Annotated in this window: 28 protein-coding genes; 1 reads left to right on the top strand and 27 read right to left on the bottom strand. The window is 41.2% G+C overall.

The features are described from left to right. Positions 1-5: 5 nt before the first annotated feature. The 27 genes from ID12_RS14915 to ID12_RS15045 all read right to left on the bottom strand — a co-directional run bounded on the left by ID12_RS14915 (position 6) and on the right by ID12_RS15045 (position 24078). Entirely contained in the window at positions 6-1121 is a 1116-nt protein-coding gene (locus ID12_RS14915) for a prephenate dehydrogenase (RefSeq protein WP_035702923.1), read from the bottom strand. Positions 1122-1238: 117 nt separating this feature from the next. Further along, a complete protein-coding gene (gene hisC, locus ID12_RS14920; protein ID WP_035702922.1) occupies positions 1239-2336 on the bottom strand; it encodes a histidinol-phosphate transaminase in 1098 nt (365 codons plus the stop codon). Positions 2337-2347: 11 nt separating this feature from the next. Next, on the bottom strand, positions 2348-3151 hold the full coding sequence (trpA, locus tag ID12_RS14925; RefSeq protein ID WP_050827340.1) for a tryptophan synthase subunit alpha: 804 nt from the start codon (positions 3149-3151) through the stop codon (positions 2348-2350). Continuing rightward, positions 3148-4347, bottom strand: coding sequence for a tryptophan synthase subunit beta (gene trpB / locus ID12_RS14930; protein ID WP_007500937.1), 1200 nt, complete (start codon positions 4345-4347; stop codon positions 3148-3150). The genes trpA and trpB overlap by 4 nt, the downstream gene beginning before the upstream one ends. Beyond that, on the bottom strand, positions 4328-4996 hold the full coding sequence (locus tag ID12_RS14935; RefSeq protein ID WP_050827342.1) for a phosphoribosylanthranilate isomerase: 669 nt from the start codon (positions 4994-4996) through the stop codon (positions 4328-4330). Before ID12_RS14935 ends, trpB begins: the two co-directional genes overlap by 20 nt. Next, entirely contained in the window at positions 4993-5745 is a 753-nt protein-coding gene (trpC, locus tag ID12_RS14940) for an indole-3-glycerol phosphate synthase TrpC (RefSeq protein ID WP_024718509.1), read from the bottom strand. Before trpC ends, ID12_RS14935 begins: the two co-directional genes overlap by 4 nt. Next, complete coding sequence (gene trpD, locus ID12_RS14945; protein WP_035702918.1) at positions 5738-6760, bottom strand: anthranilate phosphoribosyltransferase; 1023 nt, start codon at positions 6758-6760, stop codon at positions 5738-5740. The genes trpC and trpD overlap by 8 nt, the downstream gene beginning before the upstream one ends. Next, a complete protein-coding gene (gene trpE / locus ID12_RS14950) occupies positions 6732-8279 on the bottom strand; it encodes an anthranilate synthase component I (protein WP_050827344.1) in 1548 nt (515 codons plus the stop codon). Before trpE ends, trpD begins: the two co-directional genes overlap by 29 nt. Before the next feature lie 232 nt (positions 8280-8511). Further along, positions 8512-8895, bottom strand: coding sequence for a chorismate mutase (gene aroH / locus ID12_RS14955; protein ID WP_008344549.1), 384 nt, complete (start codon positions 8893-8895; stop codon positions 8512-8514). Next, positions 8892-9983, bottom strand: a complete 1092-nt coding sequence (gene aroB / locus ID12_RS14960) for a 3-dehydroquinate synthase (protein ID WP_050827346.1) — start codon at positions 9981-9983, stop codon at positions 8892-8894. Before aroB ends, aroH begins: the two co-directional genes overlap by 4 nt. After that, entirely contained in the window at positions 9983-11155 is a 1173-nt protein-coding gene (gene aroC / locus ID12_RS14965) for a chorismate synthase (RefSeq protein ID WP_007500947.1), read from the bottom strand. Before aroC ends, aroB begins: the two co-directional genes overlap by 1 nt. A gap of 76 nt (positions 11156-11231) precedes the next feature. After that, positions 11232-12008 (bottom strand): CheR family methyltransferase, encoded by a 777-nt coding sequence (locus ID12_RS14970; RefSeq protein WP_008344547.1) that lies wholly within the window; start codon positions 12006-12008, stop codon positions 11232-11234. A gap of 144 nt (positions 12009-12152) precedes the next feature. Beyond that, positions 12153-12599 carry a nucleoside-diphosphate kinase gene (ndk, locus tag ID12_RS14975; protein ID WP_003216015.1) on the bottom strand — a complete coding sequence of 149 codons (447 nt, stop codon included), beginning with the start codon at positions 12597-12599 and terminating at the stop codon, positions 12153-12155. Positions 12600-12728: 129 nt separating this feature from the next. Further along, the gene (gene hepT / locus ID12_RS14980; protein WP_007500951.1) at positions 12729-13691 is read right to left on the bottom strand and encodes a heptaprenyl diphosphate synthase component II; all 963 of its coding nucleotides are present in this window, start codon (positions 13689-13691) and stop codon (positions 12729-12731) included. A 24-nt stretch (positions 13692-13715) separates the two neighbouring features. Next, positions 13716-14420 (bottom strand): demethylmenaquinone methyltransferase, encoded by a 705-nt coding sequence (locus tag ID12_RS14985; RefSeq protein ID WP_007500957.1) that lies wholly within the window; start codon positions 14418-14420, stop codon positions 13716-13718. Positions 14421-14423: 3 nt separating this feature from the next. Next, entirely contained in the window at positions 14424-15191 is a 768-nt protein-coding gene (locus tag ID12_RS14990) for a heptaprenyl diphosphate synthase component 1 (RefSeq protein ID WP_007500958.1), read from the bottom strand. Positions 15192-15306: 115 nt separating this feature from the next. Beyond that, positions 15307-15537, bottom strand: a complete 231-nt coding sequence (gene mtrB / locus ID12_RS14995) for a trp RNA-binding attenuation protein MtrB (protein ID WP_008344541.1) — start codon at positions 15535-15537, stop codon at positions 15307-15309. A 23-nt stretch (positions 15538-15560) separates the two neighbouring features. Then, on the bottom strand, positions 15561-16130 hold the full coding sequence (gene folE / locus ID12_RS15000; RefSeq protein WP_003215789.1) for a GTP cyclohydrolase I FolE: 570 nt from the start codon (positions 16128-16130) through the stop codon (positions 15561-15563). 190 nt (positions 16131-16320) lie between these two features. Next, positions 16321-16599: a non-specific DNA-binding protein Hbs gene (hbs, locus tag ID12_RS15005; RefSeq protein WP_003215863.1), complete on the bottom strand. Its 279-nt coding sequence runs from the start codon at positions 16597-16599 to the stop codon at positions 16321-16323. A gap of 374 nt (positions 16600-16973) precedes the next feature. After that, a complete protein-coding gene (gene spoIVA / locus ID12_RS15010) occupies positions 16974-18452 on the bottom strand; it encodes a stage IV sporulation protein A (protein WP_008344534.1) in 1479 nt (492 codons plus the stop codon). Positions 18453-18657: 205 nt separating this feature from the next. Then, positions 18658-19383 carry a hypothetical protein gene (locus tag ID12_RS15015; RefSeq protein ID WP_050827349.1) on the bottom strand — a complete coding sequence of 242 codons (726 nt, stop codon included), beginning with the start codon at positions 19381-19383 and terminating at the stop codon, positions 18658-18660. 18 nt (positions 19384-19401) lie between these two features. Continuing rightward, positions 19402-19605, bottom strand: a complete 204-nt coding sequence (locus ID12_RS15020; protein WP_017367508.1) for a DUF2768 domain-containing protein — start codon at positions 19603-19605, stop codon at positions 19402-19404. Between the two features lie 266 nt (positions 19606-19871). Continuing rightward, positions 19872-20909: an NAD(P)H-dependent glycerol-3-phosphate dehydrogenase gene (locus ID12_RS15025; RefSeq protein ID WP_050827350.1), complete on the bottom strand. Its 1038-nt coding sequence runs from the start codon at positions 20907-20909 to the stop codon at positions 19872-19874. A gap of 14 nt (positions 20910-20923) precedes the next feature. Beyond that, positions 20924-22234: a ribosome biogenesis GTPase Der gene (der, locus tag ID12_RS15030; RefSeq protein ID WP_008344528.1), complete on the bottom strand. Its 1311-nt coding sequence runs from the start codon at positions 22232-22234 to the stop codon at positions 20924-20926. 159 nt (positions 22235-22393) lie between these two features. Next, positions 22394-22588, bottom strand: coding sequence for a capping complex subunit for YIEGIA (locus ID12_RS15035; RefSeq protein ID WP_008344527.1), 195 nt, complete (start codon positions 22586-22588; stop codon positions 22394-22396). A gap of 6 nt (positions 22589-22594) precedes the next feature. Further along, complete coding sequence (locus ID12_RS15040) at positions 22595-23479, bottom strand: YIEGIA family protein (protein ID WP_007500964.1); 885 nt, start codon at positions 23477-23479, stop codon at positions 22595-22597. Then, entirely contained in the window at positions 23476-24078 is a 603-nt protein-coding gene (locus ID12_RS15045; RefSeq protein ID WP_419761242.1) for a YphA family membrane protein, read from the bottom strand. Before ID12_RS15045 ends, ID12_RS15040 begins: the two co-directional genes overlap by 4 nt. 118 nt (positions 24079-24196) lie before the next feature. Here ID12_RS15045 and ID12_RS19100 point away from each other — a divergent pair, with 118 nt between their 5' ends. Beyond that, positions 24197-24328 carry a YpzI family protein gene (locus ID12_RS19100; RefSeq protein WP_008344525.1) on the top strand — a complete coding sequence of 44 codons (132 nt, stop codon included), beginning with the start codon at positions 24197-24199 and terminating at the stop codon, positions 24326-24328. Positions 24329-24397 lie beyond the last annotated feature (69 nt).

The following is a 24397-nucleotide window of genomic DNA, read 5'->3' on the forward strand; positions in this document are numbered from 1 at the left end:
TCACCTCAATCAGCATAAAATGTATCGTAATTTGCTCTATTTTTTATACAGAGTTCTGCCCGCTTTCGATCGTCATCTGTTTGAAAACTGATGCGTAAAATCCCGTTAATGTCTTCTCGCGTTTCAATAATACGGATATTTGTAATACTAATGTTTTCATTTGCTAGATATCCTGTAATTTCCGAAATAACACCAGGATGATCCGGCACATCGACATAAAGATCATAAAAAGCAGGGATAGCTCCTTTTTTCCTCAGAGGCAGGCCGTCGCGATATTCCTTGGCCTCTTGGAAATAAGAGAATAACCCCTCAGCATCTTCTTGTTGCACAAAGGATTCAATGCGGTCAATCTCTTTTTTCCATTCGTAGAACCGGTCTAAAATCTTGTTTTTATTGTGCAAAAGGATATCGCGCCACATTGCAGGATTACTTGATGCAATACGGGTAATATCTCGAAAGCCTCCAGCAGCAAACCGTTTTACAAGAGGAAATTCTTCTTCAAAATGATGCGCTTGATGCACAAGACTGGCAGCGACGATGTGTGGAAAGTGACTAATCACACTTGTCACAGCATCATGTTCTTCGGGTGTCATTTCAATGAAATGAGCATTGGTTCCCTTCAGCAGATCCTTCAAACGGTCAACAGCCTGACGACTTGTTACCTTTGCTGGCGTTAAAATGTAGAATGCATTTTCAAATAAAAAGTCTTTCGCTGCAATGACACCTGATTTATGAGACCCTGCCATCGGATGCCCGCCAATAAATTGGTAATGATCAGGCAACGTTTTTTCAGCAAAGTGAACGACCTTTTGCTTTGTGCTCCCTACATCCGTAATCGTGAGCTCTCTTTCAATTCCAGATGCTGCAATATCACTTAACATTTTGACGGTTTGTTGTACTGGCGTTGCCAAAATAATCGTTGCTGATGCTTTTAAGCCTTCTATAAAGGACTCGGCAGTCGCGTCGATGATCCCTAGTTTTGTTGCAGCAATCATTTGTTCTTTAGAGACATCATAGCCTACAATTTTTTTATGTGGAAATTCTTTTTTAATCGACAGTGCAATAGAACCACCAATTAAACCAAGTCCAGCGATTAATATGGTTTCGTTTGCTTCATTCATGTTCATCACCTGATTTTTCGCGAAAATTAAACAAGCTGTTTCAATAGCTTATATGTATATTGGATGAGTTACAACGAAAGCCATATCCCATAAACAGGATATGACTTCATTGTTATGCTACGCACGGATGCCTTGTAATAAATCGGCAAGTGTAGTTAAGATTTCTTCATTTTGCTCCTTTGTTCCAACAGTAATACGCAAAGAAGTTGGGAATCCGAGAGCTTTACCAGATCGAACGATATAGCCCTTTTTCAAAAGTGCATTGAACAGCTCATCTGCATCTCTTTTAAAGTCAATCAGCACAAAGTTTGTTTGAGATGGATAGATAAATAGTCCAAAACGTTCCGCAAATTCTTGATATTGCTTGAGACCTGCTTCATTTTTTTGTCTGCACGATTGAATGAAGTCTTGATCTTTAATGGCTGCACGTGCAGCTGCCTGAGCGATACGACTTGTATTAAATGGCTCTCTCGCAGGTTCAATGGCGGTAATCAACTCCTCTGAGGCAACCCCATAACCTACTCGAAGTGCCGCAAGTCCATATGCTTTAGAGAACGTGCGCAGTACAATGACATTTTGATAGGCTTTTAATAGAGATAAACTGTTCGGAAAGTCTTCCGCACGAACATATTCAAAATATGCTTCGTCTAAAACGACAAGCACGTGAGCAGGCACTTGATCTAAAAACGATACGAGCTCAGACTCTGACAAATGATTTCCTGTCGGATTGTTCGGATTACACACCCAAACGACTTTTGTGTTGTCATCCATCGCATTCAGCATTCCCTTTAGATCATGAGCTCCTCCATTTAGAAGTGGTACTTCTCTAATCTCTGCATGCTCAATTACTGCATTGTGACGGTATTGCGGGAATGACGGAGATGGGATCACCGTATTTGTATGTTGATCAAGGAATGCCCTAGCAATAATTTGCACAAGTTCATCTGAGCCATTCCCGAATATTAATTGTTTTTCATTTACTTGAAGAAACTCAGCCAGTTCCGTTCTTAAACTTGCGCTGTATCCGTCTGGATAAATCGCTAAATGTTCAAGTTCAGCTTGTATGGCCTCTCTTGCATGTGTGGAACATCCAAAAGGGTTTTCATTTGAAGCCAATTTCACAATTTTGTCTAATTGATATTCTTTTTTGACCTCTTCAATTGGTTTCCCAGGTTGATACGGTTTTAGCTGTTTTAATTGATCTTTGATTTGCAAAATGTTTCACCTCATTTGAATGAATAGAGGGGACTAAATGTTTTTGCATATGTTTCAAATTCTCTTAAAGCCTCTTGGCGTGTATCACTCGCTACTAATTGTTCTTGAAGCTCTTCAATTTTTTTGACAAGTGCACTGCCGACAACGACACCATCACTAATTTTATTCATTGAGTCTACTTGTTCTCTTGTTGAAATACCAAAACCTACAGCAACTGGTATTTGACTCAGCTGTTTCACTTGTTGAATAAAATCTGTAATCGATGCGTCGAAAGATTGTCTGACACCTGTGACGCCGAGAGATGAAACACAATACACAAAACCTTCTGCCTGCTCTACAATTTTTTCTAATCGTTCCTTGCTTGTTGGTGCAACGAGTGATATATATGAAATGTCGTGTGCTTGACAGTTCTTCTGTAGCTCGCTGCTCTCTTCAAAAGGCAAGTCGGGTGTTAAGAGTCCCGAAATATGATTTTTGCGCAGTAAAGCGAAAAAGTATTCTGTGTCTAATTGTAACACAGGATTATAATACGTAAATAGAATTACAGGAATTTTTACGCCGTTTTTTTTCATCTTTCCTGCTAATTCTATCGCTTTTACGATATTCATACCATGATGAAGTGCTCTTTTAGAAGCTCTTTGAATGACAGGGCCGTCCGCTAACGGATCGGAATACGGCACACCTAGTTCAATCGCATGTGCCCCTGCTGCTTGAAGCGCGAGGGCTAAATCAATGGTGATCTCTTCTGATGGATCACCCGCTGTAATAAATGGAATAAATAATTTCTGACCTTGCTCTAATTGAAATGTGATCATTTTGTTTCACCCTCACTTTCAAGCACATTCATTAATGTATGCACGTCCTTATCTCCTCTGCCTGACAAGCAGACAAGAACAATGTCGTCTTCACTCATGTTCTGGCTCATCTCAAACGCTTTTGCTAAAGCATGTGCAGATTCGATCGCTGGCAGGATTCCTTCTTTTTCTGTGAGTAGCTTTAACGCATCTAGTGCTTCTTGATCTGTCGCACTCACATATTGAACCCGGCCGCTCGCATGCAAGTACGCATGCTCTGGCCCGATCCCCGGATAGTCTAATCCAGCTGAAATGGAATAGGGCTCAATAATTTGACCAAATTCGTCTTGGATCAAGTATGTCAAAGATCCATGTATGACACCTTTTGTCCCTTTCGTGATGGTTGCTGCATGAAGCGGAGTGTCGATTCCTTTCCCAGCAGCTTCTACACCAATGATATCGACCTCTTCATCTAAGAACGCCCGGTACATTCCTATCGCATTGCTTCCGCCGCCAACACAGGCAACGACTTTATGAGGAAGCTGCCCTTCCTTTTCAAGTATCTGTGCTTTTGCCTCATCTCCGATCATCCGCTGAAATTCACTGACGATTTGAGGATACGGATGAGGTCCAACGACTGAGCCGATCATATAAAAGTGGTCACTGCAATGCTGGACCCAATAGCGGATGGCTTCATTGGTTGCATCCTTTAATGTTCCATTCCCGCTAGTAACAGGTATGACTTCAGCGCCGAGCAGTTTCATTCGGAACACATTGAGTGATTGTCTTTCCACATCTTCTTTTCCCATAAATACAGTGCAGGATAAACCGAATTTTGCGGCCACTGTTGCAGCAGCTACACCGTGCTGACCTGCTCCTGTTTCGGCGATGATATTTGATTTCCCCATTTTTTTCGCTAGCAGTGCCTGCCCAAGCGCATTGTTAATTTTATGAGCGCCTGTATGGTTTAAATCTTCTCTTTTTAAATAGATTTTAGCACCGCCGAGATATGCCGATAATTGATCAGCGTATGTGAGTGCGGTTGGTCTGCCTGAATAGTTTTTCAAAAGCGATATATATTCCTTTTGAAAAGCAGGGTCTTCTTTTAATTCACGAAAAGCTTGTTCGATCTCTTCTAGTGGCTGCATGAGCGTTTCAGGAACGAATTTCCCTCCAAATTCTCCGTATCTGCCAATCTCATTTGGATATGCGTACATGGTTCAACATCCTTTCTTCGAGCACTTTCATCTTTGTACTGCTTTTCTTCCCGTTTTCTTCTATACCGCTTGAAAGGTCTATGGCGTCTGGACCAAAAGCAAGCAGATCTGTTATGGTGTCTGGCGTGATCCCGCCAGCAATGGCGCAAGTTTTTCCCAGTTGTTTTGCATGCTGAACATATGAAGGCACTGCCTCCCATGCAAAAGCTGTTCCAGAACCGCCTCTCATTCCTTTCACTTTCGCATCAATGAGAAAACCGTCGACACTTGGAGCGAATGCCGTCATATGTTCAAGTGTGTCGTTTACATCGGGCTCGTGATGGAACACTTTCCAAACGAGAGCCTTCGTTTGCTGTTTGATGTCATTTGCAACTTCTGGCGTCTCATCGCCATGGAGCTGCACAATATCTAAGGGGAGGTTGTTTGTGATCTCGCACACTTTTGGTGTTTTTTCATTCACAAATACGCCCACTATCTCTTTTTTGCATTTTACTTGTGACAGCCAGTGTTTCACTTGATCTGGATGAACTCGTCTTTTACTCGGGGCAAAAATAAAACCGATGGCATCCGCTTGTGATTGCGAGATGCATGCGACATCCTCTTGTGAGACAGCCCCGCAATATTTTAAATAAGGTTTCATCCTATTCATTCTCCGAACAATGCCTGAACGGCTTTCTCCTGTGATTGTTCCCTCATTAAAGATTCACCAACAAGAACGGCGTTTGCTCCGTGCTGTTTCACAAAGGTCAGATCATCAAATGTCTTTATGCCGCTTTCACTTACTAGTAATACGTCTTTTGGAACAAGTGGCGCGATCTCTTTTGTTTGTTCAACTGTTGTTGTAAACGTATTGAGATTCCGGTTGTTCACACCGATGATCTCAGGAGTGAATAGGTGTAAGATCTTTTCTAGTGTATGTGCTGCATGTACTTCAACGAGGACATCCAGTCCTTTTTCTTTCGCTTCTGTATAGAGCTCATACAGCTTTTGCGGCTCAAGCACCTCTCCAATTAATAAAATGGCATCTGCCCCTATCCGTTTCGATTCTTCTACTTGTATAGAGTCAATAATGAAATCTTTTCTTAGAATAGGACGTGTGATGTGTTCTTTAATAAGAGACAAATATTCGTTTTTCCCTTGGAAAAACGGTTCATCCGTTAAGACAGATAAACAATCTGCATTTGATGCTTCGTATGCTTTTGCTGTCTGTAAAGGATCAAAATGAGGCTGAATGATGCCTTTGGAAGGAGACGCTTTTTTCACCTCAGCAATCAGTCCGATCGAGCGGTGAGGATTCATAAGGGCTTCTTTAAATGATTGTCTTTCATAATGTCCTTCCTCAGGTAATTGCAAGGTTTGCACATGTTCTTTTTTACGGGCGATAATTTGATTAAGCATAGATCTCTTCCTCTTTCGTTTTTTGTTTTAGACGGGCTAATTGTTCTTTAGCTGATCCGTTTTTGATCGTTTCTAATGCTTTCATTGTTCCTGCCATCAGACTCTCTGCTTTTCCTGCCACATATAATGCGGCCCCAGCATTAAGCGCTGTAATATGAAGCGGTGCTCCACCCGCTTGATAATTCAATATATTCTGAATCAATTTGGCACTTTCTTCTGGTGATTGGACCTGAATGTCTGATAAATGCCCTTTTTCAAGTCCGAAGTCTTCTGGGTTTAACGTATATTCTGTCATGACACCTTTTTTGAGTTCAATGATGTATGAATTTGCTGTAATGGTTAATTCATCCAGCCCATCATCTCCGCAAACAAACAGGACATGTTCTGGCTCTAAAGGAGCAAGAGCTTTCGCCATGAGCTTTGCCTTTTCCTTTGCATACACACCAATGATTTGCTTTTTGGCCTGCATCGGGTGGCAAAGCGGTCCTAATAAGTTAAATACCGTCCGAAATCCGAGCTGCTTGCGTACGGCGGCTACTTGTTTCATAGAAGAATGATAGAGCGGTGCAAATAAAAAGCCCATGTTTTTCTGCTGTATTTGTCGTCTTGTTTCTTCAGGTGTGGATTGAATTTGAATACCAAGACATTCTAGCACGTCAGCACTCCCGCTTTTAGAGGAGACGGAACGATTTCCGTGCTTGGCGATTTTCGCCCCAGCAGCCGAAGCAACGATGGCAGCAGCTGTTGATATATTAAATGTTGATAAACCATCGCCTCCTGTCCCGCACGTATCAACGACATCAAGTGATCTTTCTAGTGGCGCTGCATGCTGCCTCATGGCTTTCACGAAGCCTGTCATTTCTTCGGCTGTTTCTCCTCGATGCGCTAAAATAGATAGACTAGCAGCGACTTCAGCATCTGTTAACGAGCCGCTCATCATATCATGCATCAGGCCATTCGCTTCTTTTTCTGATAGTTTTCCTCCATTAACAAGAGCTGATAGTCGTTGATTCATTTGGCATACTCTCCTTTTCTGAGAAAATATGTTCAGCAAGCTGAATGGCTTTTAGAAGTGCTCCTGCCTTATTGCACGTCTCTTCCCATTCGTTTTCTGGAACGGAATCAGCGACAATGCCGGCACCTGCTTGTATAGAAGCAGTCTGATGTTTGACGCTCATTGTGCGAATGGTAATACAGGAATCGATATTGCCGTCGAAACCAATATAGGCAATACAGCCGCCATACGTCTCTCTTGGCTCAGGCTCCATTTCGTTTAATAATTGCATCGCCCTAATTTTTGGGGCGCCTGTCAATGTGCCTGCTGGAAAAGCGGACATAAGCGCGTCTACTGGATGTGTATCCTGCTTCAGCTTCCCTGTCACAATAGAAATAATGTGCATGACGTGCGAAAAGTTCACGACTTTTGTAAAAGTTGGGACAGACACACTGCCATATTCTGCCACACGCCCCACATCATTTCGAGCCAGATCCACTAGCATGTAATGTTCTGCTTTTTCTTTTTCATCATCGAGCAGCTCTCTTGCTAGTGCATCATCTTCTTCTTTTGTCATTCCTCGTTTTCTTGTACCAGCAATTGGATGGATTTCTAAGTGACCGTTTTTCGCATGGATTAATCGTTCTGGCGAGCTTCCGACTAAGTCTCGATCTTTTAATTTCATAAAATACATATACGGTGATGGATTGACAATCCGAAGCACACGATACAATTCAAATGAGCTCACTGTCACTGGAATGTCAAAACGCTGAGAAAGTACACCCTGGAAGATATCACCCGCTCGAATGTACTCCTTGATTTTTTCGACATCCTTTAAAAATTTTGCTTTTTCATAGGTAGACGTCACCTGTTCAAACGAAGGGGGTTCATTCATATTCCCTGAGATAATCAGTTCTTTCATATCAATTTTTGTATGAAGCTGCTGTACCATCAGTTCAAGCTGCTTTTGATTTTCTCGATAAACCAGAATTTTTTCTTCCTCTGTTTCATGACCGTTCAGCTGCGTGTACTGAATAAAATGAACTTGGTTTGTTTCATGATCAAATGCGATCATTGTTTGGCAAACAAATAATGTGCAATTATCTGTTGTTGATGCATTCGGATGCGGCTTGACAGACGGCTCAATGTTGGGAATGAGGTCGTAACTTAAGTACCCTACGGCTCCGCCAGTAAATGGGATATCAATTTCAGGTGTCTTGATTTGATATTGCTCTTTCATCCAGTCAAGCAACTCTTTCAGCTCCGCTTTTTGCATCACTGACTTTCCCGCAGCGTCACGAGCAATATAATGGTCTTGCTCGTCATGTAATGTTAAAAAAGGATGTAATCCGATAAAGGAATATCTCGACCAGCTAGAAGATTCGTCTTTGCTTTCTAGCAAATACACAATATCCTGTTTCAGTTTCTCGACAATTTGAATGGGTGAGAGCGTATCAACTGTAATGGTTTCAACAATCGGGATGGTTTTGTAAAACTGACTGTCTCTTAAAAATTGGGTAAGGTTTGATTGGGATTTCATAAGCACACTCCTTAAATGGAATTAAGGAGAATGAGGGGACATCTTGAGGATTTGTTTGAGTATACGAAATAAGCCTAAAAGAGGCTTCGCTCTTTTAGGCAGTATGATTAAATAGAAGTATCGTATCTCTGCTCAACTCTACTCATCTCAACTACCCTAGTCTCATTCTCATCTTCTCTAAGCTTGCAATGCCGTTCACACCTGTGTGTAAACTTCGGCTGTTCATATCGTATTATAATTCCTTGTTTTTTGTCAACTGTAAATCAGGCCGAAGCGTGACAGCCTCTTCCAAGTATACGTGCTGGATGTCTTCCTGCTTGACATCTGTCTGAACGGTCATTAAAACGCGAATACACTTCTTTAGACCTCCATCAATGTCAAGCTCTTGCATACAAGTGACAGGCACATAGGTCCATCCTTCAAACTGCCTGAGTGCTTTTGCTGGAAAAACAGAGTGAATATCTTGTGTAGCTGAAATCAAGATCTGCACGACACGCTCTGGATCTACTTGATTTTTTGAAATGATTGCTTCTAGCAGCTGCTTCGTTTTGGTTAACACTTCTGTTTCAGTATCTTCTGTCACAGTTGTAGCCCCGCGTATCCCGCGAAACATCATAGACAGCCCTCCTCCCGTTTCCATTCTTCGAACCAGTGATACAGCTCATCTTTTGTGAAAGATTGCAGGGTGACGTCTCCAACTTGTTTTAGCAAAACAAATTGAACACTCCCGCCTCTTGCCTTCTTATCACCAATCATGCGATCGACAAATGTTTTGGTTGAAATCGTTTGTGTGACTTGTACTGGGAACCCTAGTTCTTTCATCCACACTTTAAGTTTCTCACGATCTAGGCTGAGTCCTTGCTCTTTTTCACTGACATATAAAGCAAACTGCATGCCAATTGCAATGGCATCTCCATGCGTAATCGCACCGTATCCATACTCCGCTTCAATGGCATGACCTAGTGTATGACCTAAATTCAAGTATGCCCGCACACCATGTTCTTTTTCATCTTCTTGAACAATGGATGCTTTCACTTGAATCCCTTGATAAAGCATATGTGCCAGTTCATCCTTTGATAATTCTGTCAACGAACGAATGGACATCAGTTCTGATAAAAAGACTTCACTTGAAATCAGTGCATGTTTTATCACCTCAGCAAAGCCTGATCTTAGTTCTATTGGTGAGAGTGTCTCTAGCATACTTGTATCATAGATGACAGCTGCCGGTTGATGAAACGCACCAATTAAATTTTTGCCGAGCGGATGATTGATTCCGGTTTTTCCGCCGACTGCACTATCATGTGCAAGCAGCGTGGTCGGTACTTGAATAAAATCAATGCCTCTCATATAAGTGGCAGCAGCAAAGCCAGCCAAGTCTCCAATCACCCCACCTCCTAATGCAATGATGCATGAGGAGCGGTCGAGTTGAAATTGGATGGCTTTCGTATGAATCTGCTCAAACTGTGCAAAAGATTTTGATTGTTCTCCGTTTGGCACCACTACTTTTTGTACAGACCATTTCTGTTTCAGTAATTGAACCATTTCATCTCCATAAAGGGCATCGACGGCTGAATCTGTCACGATGAAGAGCTTCGTGTAAGATCGCCCAGTGGAAGTAATCAAGTCTACGATATTTTGTCTAATCCCATCACCGATATATACAGGATAAGTGGCTGAAGACGTCTTCACTTCCAGTGTTTTCATTAAAACTCCCTCTGAAGCTGGCGCATTTTGTCCACATTTTCTTTAATGCGGTCAATTTGATCAAGACCAAACTGCTCAACTACAGCATTGGCGATTTCCCATGCAACGACTGCTTCTGCCACGACACTTGCGGCTGGAACAGCACAGCTGTCAGAACGCTCAATACTTGCAGAGAAAGGTTCTTTTGTTTCAATATCCACGCTTTGCAATGGTTTGTATAAGGTTGGGATTGGTTTCATAACCCCTCTTACGACAATCGGCATGCCAGTTGACATTCCGCCTTCAAGACCACCTAAGCGGTTTGTTTTTCTCGTATAGCCTTTTTCTTCATCCCAGATGATTTCATCATGAACTTCACTGCCATTTTTAGAAGCTGCCTCAAAGCCAATACCGAATTCAACACCTTTAAAAGCGTTGATACTCAGTACTGCGCCTGCAAGCTTGCTATCCAGTTTACGGTCATAGTGCACATAGCTGCCGACTCCAACTGGCATCCCTTCAACGATGACTTCGACAATACCACCAATTGAATCGCCGTTTTTCTTCGCTTCGTCAATGGCATCCATCATTTTTTGACCAGCTTCACTGTCATAGCAGCGAACAGGTGATTCTTCTGTTACTTTTTGCAAATCTTCAATAGATTCATAAGCGGTATGGGAAGCTTTTACTCCACCAATTTCAAGGACGTGACCAGCCACTTTGATTCCAAGGTGAGCCAAAATTTGTTTAGCTACTGCACCTGCTGCTACACGAACCGTTGTCTCGCGTGCTGATGAACGCTCTAATACGTTTCTCATATCACGGTGACCATATTTAATTGCACCATTTAAATCCGCATGCCCTGGTCTTGGACGAGAGATTTGACGCTTCATTTCACTCTCTTCTTCTTCAGTAATCGGCTCTGCACCCATGACCTTTGTCCAGTGCTTCCAATCATTATTTTCAACAACAAGTGCAATAGGAGAACCTAATGTTTTCCCGTGGCGAACACCACTTAACACTTTCGCTTGGTCTTTTTCAATCTGCATTCTTCTTCCGCGGCCATGACCTTTTTGTCTTCTAGCCAGTTCATAATTGATGTCATCCTGCTCTATGTAAAGTCCCGCTGGAACTCCTTCAATAATTGTGGTCAGTTGTGGACCATGTGATTCACCTGCTGTTAAGTACCTCATGACTTATTCTCCCTTCATCGCATTAACGCTTTTAAGTAAAACTATGATAACACACTTCCTACTAAAAAGTCAGCTACTACCCCTTCTTTTGATAAAAGAAAGTATCAGCAGAGGTTAATCCAAACTTTTCTGGATGAAAAATTTGTTCTGTAGAACCAACAAATAATACGCCGTTTTGCTTTAAACTGCTGCTCATTTTTAAGTAAATTTCTTCTTTCGCCTCTTCTGTAAAGTAGATGAGGACATTTCTGCACACGATGAGATCCAGCTGTTTTTCATATGGATCTGCTAAAAGGTTGTGTTTCTTAAATTGAATGTGCTTTCGAATCTCATCCTTCACCGTGTAAAATGAAGAATCTTCTTTGGTGAAATATTTTTGCTTGATTTGATCTGGCACCTCTTGCAAAGATCGTTCATGATATCTTCCTTTTTGCGCAGATTGCAGGACTTTATCATCTATATCCGTTGCGATAATTTGGAAGTCCTTCACAAGCGGATGGCTTGATAGCAGCATTGAGAGTGTATACGGCTCTTCTCCAGTTGAGCAAGCTGCACTCCATATTTTTAGGGTGCCGCTGTTTTTTGAAAGCAGCGGCAGGATTTTTTGATCAAGTACTTCCCAGCGCTGATAGTTTCGGTAAAATTCTGACACATTGATCGTCATTCGATCCATCGTTTCATCTAATAGTGCTTTGTCCTTTTCAAGAGCAGACGCAAATGCCTCAAAATCTTTATATCCTTTTTTATCATAAAGAGATGTTAATCTTCGTTTCATTTGTGCTTCTTTATATAAATTCAGATCTACCCCAGTTAGTTTTTTCCATTTTCCAACAAATACTTGATACTGATCCATCAATGTCCTCTCCTGTCTCATCTATCTTTGTCCTAGTATAGCTGTTTTTATCATAAATTTGTATCATCTCATGCGAAAATTCGTATAGAAATCTCAATATAAAAAAGCCAAAGTGATCGTTTGATGAACACTTTGGCTTGAACATTAATAAATCCAGCTTGAGATCGTTTGATCCCAGTTTGTCAGTTCTTCTTGTTTGAAGAACAGGTTGATTTCTCTTTCGGCACTTTCTGGTGAGTCTGAGCCATGGATAATGTTTTTGCCAACAGTTAATCCATAGTCGCCTCTTATTGTTCCCGGAAGCGCTTCCTTCGGATTTGTCTTTCCAATTATCTGCCTTGTTACGTCTACGACTTGTTCACCTTGCCATACCATCGCAAATACAGGTCCTGACGTAATAAAGTCAACCAATTCACCGAAAAATGGTTTTTCTTTATGCTCTCCGTAATGTGTTTCTGCTACTTCTTTTGGAATGCTCATGAGCTTTGCTCCAACAAGCTGAAGCCCCTTTTTTTCGAATCTTGACACAATTTCACCGATTAATTGTCTTTCCACACCATCAGGTTTGACCATAAGAAATGTTTTGTCCATATACGTTTTCCACCCCGTCGTTATGTATGTATAGGCTTACATTGTTACAAAGTGATCGTATCATTTTTTTTTATAATAATCAATTTTTGACAAAAAATTTCACAAAAAAACCAACCAACGAAACGTTGATCAGAATTTTCGTTTACCAATATATTTTGCAATCGACGCTAATGAAGATTTAGCCCGCCCACGCGGAAGTTGATCGAGCTGTTCAAATGCTTTTTTCAAGTACATTTCACTCACTCGAATGGAACGGTCGATCGCATCTGTTTGTTTGAGATGTTCAATCACAGGTTTCAGCTGCTTTTCCGTCGTTTCACTATTGATCAGCTTCAACTGACCTTCTAACGTCGGGTTCTGAAGCGCATATAAAACAGGAAGAGTGACATTTCCTTGTAAAAGGTCCCCGCCAACTGGCTTGCCTAATTCTTCTTCAGTTGATGTAAAATCAAGGACATCATCAATGATCTGGTACGACATACCAACATAGTACCCAAACCAGTAAAGGGCTTTATGTGTTTTTTCATCTGTTCCAGCTGCAATCGCACCTAATTGGCAGCTGCCTGCAATAAGCAGGGCTGTTTTCCGCTTAATTCTTCTTAAATATGTACGAAGGTTTTGGTCCATGTTGTATTTATCTTTGACTTGTTCTATTTCCCCAAGACAGAGCTCGACGACCATTTTTGACAAAATTTCATGTGCCATTGGGTGATTGATTTTCGTCATGTACTCGAGTGACCTTGCAAATAAGTAATCCCCCGTGTACATCGCAATTCTGTTGTCCCATTTTGCTTTAATCGTCGGTTTTCCTCTTCTCAGTTCTGCATCATCAATGACATCGTCATGGACAAGTGATGCCATATGAATTAATTCAAGCGCTACGGCTACATATTTAATTTTATTAATATCATAGTCACCAAACATGCCTGAAAGGAGAACAAAAACGGGGCGGATTCGTTTTCCGCCCGCTTGCAGCAAATGAAGACCGGCTTCACTTAATAATGCATAATCAGAGCGAACGGTTTGTTCAAGCTCTTTTTCAATTATATCGATATCATGATTTAGAAAAGAAATCATTGCTTTTAGTTTCATTATTTTCACCCAAATATCGTTTATTCAAAGCTTCTTTCCGATATGTGTTGCTGCTACACCGCCTGTAAATGGATGATACGAGACATCAGACAGACCGGCCTCTTCAAAAAGAGACGCCAGTTCTTTCATGCCAGGGAACGTTTTGGCTGATTCTTGAAGCCATGAATACTCCTGATAGCTTTTGGCAAACAGCTTGCCAAAGAGCGGCATGATGTATTTGAAATAGACATAATACCCTTGTTTAAACCCAATCATCTCAGGTTGTGATGTTTCAAGGCAGACAACCATTCCACCGGGTTTTACCACTCGTGTCATTTCCTTTAGCACTGTTAAGTAATCAGGGACATTTCGAAGGCCAAAACCGATTGTGACATAATCAAATGAGTTGTCCTCAAAAGGGAGCTCCATTGCATTGCCGTGGAGCAGCTCAATTTGATTGTAGCCGCCTGTTTTCACCTTCGTTTCGCCAACACTCAGCATATTTTTACTGAAGTCAAGGCCTTTGACCTCGCCAGTTTCTCCAACAGCGTCTGCAAGCGCAATTGTCCAATCGGCAGTTCCACAGCATACATCTAGTGCTTTGGCTCCTTTTTGAACATTCATGAGCTTCATTGTTTTATCGCGCCATTTTTTATGCTGTTTAAAGCTAATGACAGAGTTCATTTGGTCATAGTTTTTATAAATTTTTTCAAATACACCGTGTACTCGCTGTTCTTTTGATTGCTGCATGACTTACCCTTCTTCCACTTTCTGATGGTACGCAGGTTCATTTTTCATATGATCCAAGCGATTTAATAGCTCTTTTTGAACGATCGGAGATGAAACTAGATGCTCCTTGATTGATCGTTTGGCCTTTTCATAGCCTTCATTCTCAAAGTTGTCAAAACATGTATAGGCGTCCGTATAGCTATCGTTCAAAAAAAGTTTTAAATGTTTGTCGTCTTCTGCTTGTTTCATAAAACGTTTATAAACAAGGAAGCGACTTGCAATTTCATTCCAATGCGTCAATTGAAAGTGCTCAGAAATTCTTTGGAATAGCGCAGATTCCACTGTAGCAACACTTTTATAAAAGTGGGCTGCATCTTGAATGGATCGATCATATAGTCTAATTTTATGTTCATTAATCTCTTTGATCGCCGTGGCGAGAGTGCGGATCATGTAAATATCTTTCATGTCAGAGAGAAGAGAGTAATAGAGACCGCTGAAATAGTCTCCTGCTAGGATGGTCAACTGACGATTTTTGAACTCGTCTTGTTTGATGGCTGCAGCAGTTGTGACTTCGTCATGGGTATCAAGGGCAATTTGCACAAGCATCGCCGTTAAAATATAATTTTCTTTTTTCTCAGCATCGATTTGAGCTTCATCAAACATTGCATGAAAAAGAAGGAGCTTATCTTCATCGATGAGCGGCGCACGCAAATGCTTCGCCAAATAAGGATGAGAAAGCTTTTTGTTTAATTTTATATTCAGATTAGATAAAATTCCGTAGATGTCTTGCAAAGATATCACCCTTGTCCCAAAAATTACAGTTTCATATGTAGCTCTCTAGATTGTATAGAGATTTATTATACCATATCAGGCCTGACTTTCATGCTATCAAGTGCATAGTCGTGCGTTATTTCTTTGCTTCGCTTTGAATTTCACCAAAGCTTGTTTGAATGACAGCATCGCCTCGCACTTTGATGGCTGATGTGTGCTCAGTAAATTGTGCGATAATGACTTCACCTTTATCGAGCTTTTCGGAATGGTGAAATCTTGTATCGGAACCTCTAGTTAAGCCGATCACATTGACACCATTATCAATGGCTTTAATCACCACAAAATCAGATGCTTTATTTTCACTCAATCTGTTCACCTTCCATCTATGGATTAGTCGTTTTTAATAAAGGAAAGCACTTCTGCTCTTGCTGCCGCATCATTTGCAAATGTACCGCGTACGGCTGAAGTGACTGTTTTAGCGCCGGGCTTCTTCACTCCGCGCATCGTCATACACATATGCTCTGCTTCAACGACAATCATCACACCATGTGGATTTAAAGTTTCCACCATACTATCTGCAATCGTTGATGTAATGCGCTCCTGAAGCTGCGGGCGCTTTGCCACGGCTTCTACTGCTCTTGCCAGCTTGCTGAGTCCCGTTACTTTTCCGCCGCGCGGAATATAAGCGACATGGGCTTTGCCATAGAATGGCACAAGATGGTGTTCACACATTGAATGAAAAGCAATATCTTTGACAAGAACAAGTTCTTCATGATCTTCACCAAAAATGGTTTTAAAATGTTCTTTTGGATCTTCATTTAATCCCGAGAACACTTCTTCATACATTTTTGCTACTCGTTTTGGGGTATCAAGAAGTCCTTCACGATCTGGATCTTCTCCGATTGCTTTTAATATATCGCGTACCGCGTGTTCGATTAATTCTTTATTTATTTCACTCATGTATTATATCCTCCAAAGGCGATTACATTTCATTCAGATTCTAGCACACTTCAGATCCTAAAAGCAAAGGAGAGCGTTCTAAACAAACCATTTGATTCAAAAGGAAAAGCCCCTTATCAAAGGGGCTTTTCTAGACCAGTGTGAAACTGTATATGTATAACTCCTTCAATAGGATCATTACACATAACGATTATTTACCTGCCACCGCGTCTTTAAGTGCTTTACCTGGTTTGAAAGCAGGTACTTTGCTTGCAGGGATTTCGATCTCTGCACCAGTTTGTGGGTTACGTCCTTTACGAGCTGAACGCTCACGTACTTCAAAGTTACCAAAACCAATAAGTTGGATTTTGTCACCATTTTTAAGTGCATCTAAAATTGTATCAAAAACAGAATCAACTGCTTTTGTCGCGTCTTTTTTAGATAACTCGCTTGCTTCAGCAACCGCGTTAATAAGTTCTGTCTTGTTCATGCCTTTCACCTCCTCCCAAAAATATGCATTCAATAGATTGTTATCATTTCTTCACAATTCATCTTCTTTCTATACACTTTTTTTGAAAAAAAGAGCGTCTAGAAAGCGTCATACATGGCTTTTCATTAGAAAACTTCTCTTTGAAGGAATGTTTGTCCAACAAAGTGAAGATTTTCTGTAAGTAGATTAACACATATGAAATACCATATCAAGCATTTTAAAGGGAAGAATCCTTATTCGTCAAGGATTAAGGGCACTTTTGCGAACGAATATTCCTAATTTCAGCCTGAATCTGACTAATCTTTATACAATTGTCTTTTTATGACTTCACCCGCACGCAAAAAAAGACCCCCATCAATGAGAGGTCTCACATCCTATAGAATAATCGCGATCAGACCGCCTGATCCTTCGTTAATAATTCGTTCAAGCGTTTCCTTTAGTTTATACCTTGCATTTTCCGGCATTAGCGAGAGTTTTGCTTGAATGCCTTCTCTGACAAGCGAGCTGAGTGAGCGTCCAAATATATCGGAATTCCAGATAGAAAGCGGATCATCTTCAAAGTCTTGCATTAAGTATCGGACGAGCTCTTCACTTTGTTTTTCTGTTCCGATAATCGGCGCAAACTCACTTTCTACATCTACCTTAATCATATGAATAGATGGCGCGACTGCTTTTAATCTGACGCCGAATCTTGATCCTTGCCTAATGATTTCCGGCTCATCTAAACTCATATCTGACAAAGCTGGTGCCGCAATTCCGTAACCAGTCTGCTTCACCATTTTCAAAGCGTCAGACACTTGATCATACTCCGTTTTCGCATGTGCAAAATCTTGCATGAGCTCAAGAAGGTGATCTTTGCCCCTAATTTCCACACCAACCACTTCTTTTAGGATATGATCATATAGATCATCCGGCGCATACAGATCAATTTCTGCGATCCCCTGACCCATTTCAATGCCTGCTAAGCCCGCTCTTTCGATAAAATCGAATTCACTGAACTGACCTACCACTCGGTCAACATCTCTTAATCTCTTAATATCCTTGACGGTTTCTTTCACTGAATCCTGATAACTCTCTCTTAGCCAATGATCTTCTTTTAGTACCATGACCCAGCTTGGCAGGTTCACATTCACCTCAAGCACTGGAAATTCATATAATGCTTCACGAAGTACACTGAGAACGTCTTGTTCTCTCATACTTTCGACACTCATCGCGAGTACAGGAATATCATATTTTTGACTAAGTTCCTGCCGCAGTGCTTCTGTTTCAGGGTGATAAGGTCTCACAGAGTTGATTACCATAATAAACGGCTTTCCAACTTCTTTGAGTTCGTCAATGACACGTTCTTCTGATTCAATATAGTCATGTCTTGGGATTTCTCCAATTGATCCATCTGTTGTAATCACAACACCAATGGTTGAATGCTCTTGAATGACCTTGCGTGTACCAATTTCCGCTGCTTCATGAAACGGGATTGGTTCTTCATACCACGGCGTATTAATCATTCTCGGACCATTTTCATCTTCATAACCGCGTGCACCAGGCACGGTGTAGCCAACACAATCGACAAGCCTAATGTTGACATCCAGGCCGTCGCTCACGTGAATGGATGCCGCTTGATTTGGCACAAATTTTGGTTCTGTGGTCATAATGGTTTTTCCTGCTGCGCTTTGCGGCAATTCATCCTGTGCTCTTGCACGGTCTGCCTCATTATTGATATTCGGGAGCACCACGAGCTCCATAAACTTTTTAATAAACGTAGATTTCCCTGTACGAACAGCTCCAACGACTCCTAAATATATATCGCCTCCTGTTCGTTCAGCGATATCCTTGAAAATATCGACTTTTTCCAAGTGATCCCCTCCCGGACTTGCTATCCTCGTTTTCAAATAAAATACTCTATACTTCAATCAAACGGTGCTTGAAAGGTGTCAGGACAATATATGTGTATGACGTTGTCCTATTTGAATATGACACCTTTTTTGTTTTGAGAGTATGTTTAGCCATAAAAAAACCTTTCTCCTCATTTATATGCAGAGGAGAAAGGTTCATTCTTGTTTATGACGTCTTTTTTTCTAAAAAAGCCGGCTCACCTTTTTTGTTGATCGTATATGGAACAGAAAACGCTGGTACAAACGGGGTTTCCTGCCAATAGACATCTTGAATATTTTCACCTGGTTTCAGCTTTTGTTTCGTATTTTTCAAAATCTGGGCAAAATCACTGCGATAGTCAACATAGATTTGGCCATTTGAGGAAATCAGTAATGGAAGTGATTCACCCGTAACAGGGCTCGTCACTGTAGGCGGTGCTTTTAACCCTAGTTTTTTTTCATTTAACGTATATAAATCTTTGGATACTACTTTGCCATATGGCGGATATGTATGTTCATCTTGATATATTTTGATCCTTAGACGTAATTCACTGATCGTTTGTGTCATTTTGACATCAAGCAGTTTCACCGTTGGATTTTGTTCGACGTCTGTGAGGACATAGATATATTCGCCCCCGCCTTCAAAAGATGTCGACGGTACATCGTGTAAATATCTTGGTGACAGACGCTTAAAGTCAATGACATACTTCTGATAAATCGGTGTGTCGCCTTCTTTTGTTTCAATGGGCAAAAGGCCATTTGTCGCTTTTTGAAAATCTTCAATCGCTGTCTGCACACTTTGCAGCTGCTCTTTATATGGCACGCGGTTTTCAGCTTTGCGATTCTCTGGATAGAGGCACCCCGTAAGTAAAATAAGTGTTAACAGCATGACACTGATTTTTGCTTTGATCATCACATTCTTCCTTTTTCTTTATTCATTGACCGGCCCGCTAAATACAACTAAAAACACAATGACACCTGATATGAGCATTAAGCTGTACGCGACAGTTGAGGCTGTTATTTTCAGAAACCGGCTCTTCAGCTTAAATCTACTCAAATAAATGGTTACAACGGCTAAAAACATGAGCCCCATTGAACCAAGCGCAAACCACATCTTGATTAAAGCAAAACTCATCGTGCCTGTCCCCCTTTAACACAAACGAATTGTAAGCGTTTATATTTCATTCTAAACCAAAATTAACTAAAATATCAATCGTTTTTCCAATCATTCAGAAAAAAGTGCATAAAAAAACTGAAGCAAAGAGGGGGACTCTGCTTCAGTCAGTAGGTCGACTATTTTTCCTCATTCTGTAGAGGCAAAGCTCTATTCAAACTTCATTGTTATGTTATGCAAGTCTGCCCCTTCTTGCATCCTCTACACGCCTAAGTTCAGTCTTCCAATTATTTTGTTTGGTTTTCGAACATGTTCACAAGGTCTTCCATCTCATGTGTTTTCACACGTGCCATTAAGGATTCTACAGCATCGTCTACCTTTTTCCCTTCAAATAGGACGCCGTAAAGAGCCTCTGTAATCGGCATGCTGACCTTGTATTCTTTGGAGAGCTGATAAGCGCCTTTTGTTGTGCGGACGCCTTCGACAACCATCCCCATTTTTTCAAGCACTTCTTCGAGCTTATATCCTTTACCGAGTAAATTCCCGCAGCGCCAGTTACGCGAATGAACACTTGTACATGTGACAATCAAATCTCCAACACCTGTTAATCCGGCAAACGTAAGAGGGTTTCCTCCCATTTTTGTGCCGAGGCGGGCGATTTCAGCAAGACCCCTTGTGATGAGCGCTGCTTTCGCATTATCACCATATCCGAGTCCGTCTGTGATCCCTGCCGCAAGAGCGATGATGTTTTTCAGCGCCCCGCCAATTTCCACCCCAATCACATCAGGGTTGGTGTACACTCTAAAATGATTGTTCATGAACAAATCTTGAACAAATTGAGCTGCTTCAATATGTTCTGACGAGACAGTAACAGTTGTCGGATGACGCAAGCCAACTTCTTCAGCATGGCTTGGTCCTGACAGGACAACAACTGCTTCTCTTTTCGCTTCCGGGACTTCTTGTTCAATCATTTGAGAAATTCTAAGAAGTGTATCTGGTTCAATTCCTTTACTGACATGAACAAATGGCACCTTTGACGTAATGAACTCATTTGCCTGTTTCAATACTTCTCGAATGGCCTTTGTTGGCACAGCGACAATAATCGTATCTGTCCCTTCTAGTGCCTGTTTCATATCTGTTGTCGCTTGAATAGACGCTGGCAATGCAACATTAGGCAAGTAATCATGATTTTCATGTTTCTCATTGATTTGATCAATTAATTCTTGTCTATGTCCCCACATGTGTACATCATGATGATTATCAGCTAATACAAGCGCAAGAGCTGTTCCCCAGCTCCCTGCTCCAAGTACTGAAATTTTCTTCATCCCGCTCACCCTTTTTATTTTCTCGCTCTTGCAAATATTTTAATTGGTGTTCCTTCAAAACCAAATGCATCTCGAATTCGGTTTTCTAGGAAACGCTCATAAGAAAAGTGCATAAGTTCTGGATCATTTACAAACACAACAAAGGACGGCGGTTTGATCGCCACTTGTGTTGCATAGTAAATTTTCAGACGCTGTCCGTTATGGGTCGGCGTTGGGTTCATCGCTACAGCATCCATGATAATATCGTTTAGAATGTTCGTTTGAACGCGCATCGCATGATTTTCACTAGCGGTAATAATTGTTGGCATTAACGTGTGAATTCTCTTTTTCGTAAGAGCAGACATGAATAAGACAGGTGCATAATCAAGGAATTGAAAATGCTCGCGAATATTTTGCTCAAATTCCTTCATTGTACGCTCGTCTTTTTCAACAGCATCCCACTTGTTCACAATGATCACAACGGCTTTACCCGCTTCGTGTGCGTAGCCGGCAATACGTTTATCCTGTTCAATAATGCCTTCTTCACCATCAAGAACTACAGCGACAACATCCGATCGATCAATGGCTTTTAACGCACGAAGTACACTGTATTTCTCTGTTGTTTCATATACTTTCCCTTTTTTTCTCATACCTGCTGTGTCGACAATGACAAAGTCACGTTGGTTGTACGTAAACATTGTATCTACAGCATCTCTTGTTGTACCAGCGATGTTGCTGACAATGACACGTTCTTCACCGAGCATCGCATTCACCAAAGAGGATTTCCCTACATTTGGGCGGCCGATTAAGCAGAACTGTACCACTTCTTCATCATACTGTGTATCTGGTAAGTTTTTGAAATGCTCTGCGACAGCATCAAGCAGATCACCTAGACCGAGTCCGTGCGTTCCAGAAATCGGATACGGTTCGCCAAATCCAAGTGCATAAAAGTCATACACGTCGCTTCTCATTTCAGGGTTGTCCAATTTATTGACAGCAAGTACGACAGGTTTTTTCGTGCGATATAAAATTTTTGCGACTTCTTCATCCGCAGATGTGACGCCATCTCTTCCATTGACCATAAAGATAATAACATCCGCTTCATCCATTGCGATTTCAGCCTGATGGCGAATTTGCGCCAAAAACGGCTCATCTCCAATATCAATTCCACCAGTATCTATTAAATTAAAGTCATAATTTAACCATTCAGCAGAGCTATAGATTCGATCTCTTGTTACACCAGGTGTGTCTTCTACAATCGATATTCTTTCGCCTGCGATTCGATTAAAAATTGTAGATTTTCCAACGTTGGGCCTTCCAACAATGGCTACGACAGGTTTACCCATAGTACCCTTCCTTTCAATCCAGCCGCGATTCAATATGTTCATCATCATGTTTCAACCGGGATTTATAATTTTCATTCAGTTTTATGAAATAAACCCTTCAAACATGAAGGGTTCAACTTATATATTATATCAATTTTTAATCAGACCACAATGAATAACTTAAAAATGTTTGACAATCAAATAAAGATCTTCTCCAATGCCGTGTGCAATTCCATCTAAAATGGCCTCTAAATTCATGGCATACATGTCGAGCTCTTCTTTATTTTCACAGAAAAAAACGGCTGTTCCGCCAATGACCCGCTCTTTATTTGTTGTCGCCACAGCCAATATAAATTGTTCAATGGTGTTCGCCATGCCCTATTACCTCACTTTCTTTTTAATGAAATCTGTCGGCATTCTAATAGCATTTTCTAAAATAGGCACCTCTTCTAATACACGGACAGCTAAATCTTCACGCTGCCATTGCGGTAAAATGAATACGCCAAGTGTGCCATTATTCAGATCACGTTTTGCGAGCGGACAAAGCGATGGTTCACCAGAATCTCGGTATACACCAAGCACGTTGGATAAATCAAATAAGATAGCCTGCCGCTGCCCAAGGTTTGCGATGGTTGTGGCCGAGTTAAAATTCTTCGGAGTCAAGATGAACCCCATTCCATGCTCTAAAATCAATTTTTGCTTTTCAGGCAGCCCGATATTCATAATGTAAATATCATTTACGTAAAGTCCTGCGCCGTCAAAGCGAAGTTCCCCTTTTTGAATATTCACGATATCCTTTAATTGGCTCCCTGACATTAATAGTTTTGCCATGAAAAAACAAAGAATACCGACCACTGTCCCAACGACGAGCGAGAAGAAAATACAGGCGGTCGTTGTAATAAGGGCAGTAAGAATGGCAATATAATTTCGACTTTCAAAGGCGATCGCAATGCCTTCGATATATGTACTGCCTCGTGAGACAAGCTCATACGAATCCATTTGGGTCAATGTATTTCTTTCCATATTACGCACATCACGAAATTGCGTGGCTGCAAGCGTCAGGAAGGTAATTGCAGTGAATTCTTCCTGTATCAGCGCAGGCATAATAATAGCACCAAGGCCTGATGCAATAAAACCTAGCGCAATGTGAATCACTTGTCCATGAATATATGTGGGATATTGCCGATAATCAGTTCTTAGCATATAAAGCCTAGCCGCCATCCCAAAGATGACACCAATAATCACAGGAAACGTGTAATCCGTCATGTTGATTTTGCAGCCCCTTTTACTGGTTTTCTAGATGAACGGGTGTTCAAGAGTTTTTCAAGCTGACCTACACCTAATAGAAAGACAGCTCCTTGAACAGCCATGGAAAGAAACGAGAGATCTCCTATGACAATGGAAGATGTGAGGCGATGAATCGTAAGCGCATAAAGGGCTTCCCCCAGACATATAGCCATCATCCATAAAGTGATCCGTTCCGTTAACTGATGCCCATATGTTAAACACATCAAGATCAGCAAGGCAAATACAACCCAGTCCACCTTTATTATCGTGAACCAAACTGGATCATATAATGCAAAAATCATAAAAAAGGCATACGCACTGACCATTGAACCTAATTGCATGATTCGCATGATTCGATGAGCAGGCCGAAAGATCACGAATGACATGCAAGCATATAAAAAGGTCAACAAAAATCCTGCATTGATCCTAATGTCTAAAATAGAAACCATGACATGACTGCATATAATATGAATGAGAACACATACGCCTAGCACATTGCGCCACGTGCTTTTCTCCATGATAAATGTCACCATAATCCAAACGAACCATATTGACCAATAATAGTACAATGCCTCCAACCCTCATCACCTCAATTACATTATGGGAAAATCTCCAGTTTTTAAACGTATGAGAAGGTGCGGGATTTGCATGAAATAAACAAGAGGTGACACCCTAATAGTTGAGGAGGGATGTATAATGGGTAAGGATAGACAGGAAAAACGCCTAAAGGCGTCAAGAAGAGTTGAATCTGACCGCGATCAATCCATTCATCACAAAGGGGCAACAACTTTAGAAGGCCCGGAAGACGCTCGCAAAAGAAATCAATAAAAAAGACATGTGATTACCACATGTCTCAGCGTGCAAACAAACCCTCGCATTCAGTGTCAGTCCTGCGCA

It is taken from the genome of Bacillus altitudinis (genome assembly GCF_001191605.1).
Taxonomy (GTDB): Bacteria; Bacillota; Bacilli; order Bacillales; family Bacillaceae; genus Bacillus; species Bacillus altitudinis.

Coding starts and splice junctions, on each gene's coding strand:
- ndk (WP_003216015.1), bottom strand. CDS start 12,599: ATGGACAAAACATTTCTTATGGTCAAACCTGATGGTGTGGAAAGACAA.
- aroH (WP_008344549.1), bottom strand. CDS start 8,895: ATGATGTTTCGCGGGATACGCGGGGCTACAACTGTGACAGAAGATACT.
- hepT (WP_007500951.1), bottom strand. CDS start 13,691: ATGAAACTAAAAGCAATGATTTCTTTTCTAAATCATGATATCGATATA.
- der (WP_008344528.1), bottom strand. CDS start 22,234: ATGGGTAAACCTGTCGTAGCCATTGTTGGAAGGCCCAACGTTGGAAAA.
- trpD (WP_035702918.1), bottom strand. CDS start 6,760: ATGAATCAACGACTATCAGCTCTTGTTAATGGAGGAAAACTATCAGAA.
- ID12_RS14970 (WP_008344547.1), bottom strand. CDS start 12,008: ATGGATCAGTATCAAGTATTTGTTGGAAAATGGAAAAAACTAACTGGG.
- ID12_RS15035 (WP_008344527.1), bottom strand. CDS start 22,588: ATGGCGAACACCATTGAACAATTTATATTGGCTGTGGCGACAACAAAT.
- ID12_RS15020 (WP_017367508.1), bottom strand. CDS start 19,605: ATGAGTTTTGCTTTAATCAAGATGTGGTTTGCGCTTGGTTCAATGGGG.
- ID12_RS15015 (WP_050827349.1), bottom strand. CDS start 19,383: ATGATCAAAGCAAAAATCAGTGTCATGCTGTTAACACTTATTTTACTT.
- ID12_RS14915 (WP_035702923.1), bottom strand. CDS start 1,121: ATGAATGAAGCAAACGAAACCATATTAATCGCTGGACTTGGTTTAATT.
- ID12_RS15040 (WP_007500964.1), bottom strand. CDS start 23,479: ATGACGGATTACACGTTTCCTGTGATTATTGGTGTCATCTTTGGGATG.
- trpB (WP_007500937.1), bottom strand. CDS start 4,347: ATGTACGCATATCCAAATGAGATTGGCAGATACGGAGAATTTGGAGGG.
- aroC (WP_007500947.1), bottom strand. CDS start 11,155: ATGAGGTACTTAACAGCAGGTGAATCACATGGTCCACAACTGACCACA.
- ID12_RS14935 (WP_050827342.1), bottom strand. CDS start 4,996: ATGAATAGGATGAAACCTTATTTAAAATATTGCGGGGCTGTCTCACAA.
- ID12_RS15025 (WP_050827350.1), bottom strand. CDS start 20,909: ATGAAGAAAATTTCAGTACTTGGAGCAGGGAGCTGGGGAACAGCTCTT.
- trpA (WP_050827340.1), bottom strand. CDS start 3,151: ATGATCACATTTCAATTAGAGCAAGGTCAGAAATTATTTATTCCATTT.
- trpC (WP_024718509.1), bottom strand. CDS start 5,745: ATGCTTAATCAAATTATCGCCCGTAAAAAAGAACATGTGCAAACCTTG.
- hbs (WP_003215863.1), bottom strand. CDS start 16,599: ATGAACAAGACAGAACTTATTAACGCGGTTGCTGAAGCAAGCGAGTTA.
- folE (WP_003215789.1), bottom strand. CDS start 16,130: ATGAGTGAAATAAATAAAGAATTAATCGAACACGCGGTACGCGATATA.
- ID12_RS19100 (WP_008344525.1), top strand. CDS start 24,197: ATGGGTAAGGATAGACAGGAAAAACGCCTAAAGGCGTCAAGAAGAGTT.
- trpE (WP_050827344.1), bottom strand. CDS start 8,279: ATGAAATCCCAATCAAACCTTACCCAATTTTTAAGAGACAGTCAGTTT.
- ID12_RS14985 (WP_007500957.1), bottom strand. CDS start 14,420: ATGCAGCAATCAAAAGAACAGCGAGTACACGGTGTATTTGAAAAAATT.
- aroB (WP_050827346.1), bottom strand. CDS start 9,983: ATGAAAACACTGGAAGTGAAGACGTCTTCAGCCACTTATCCTGTATAT.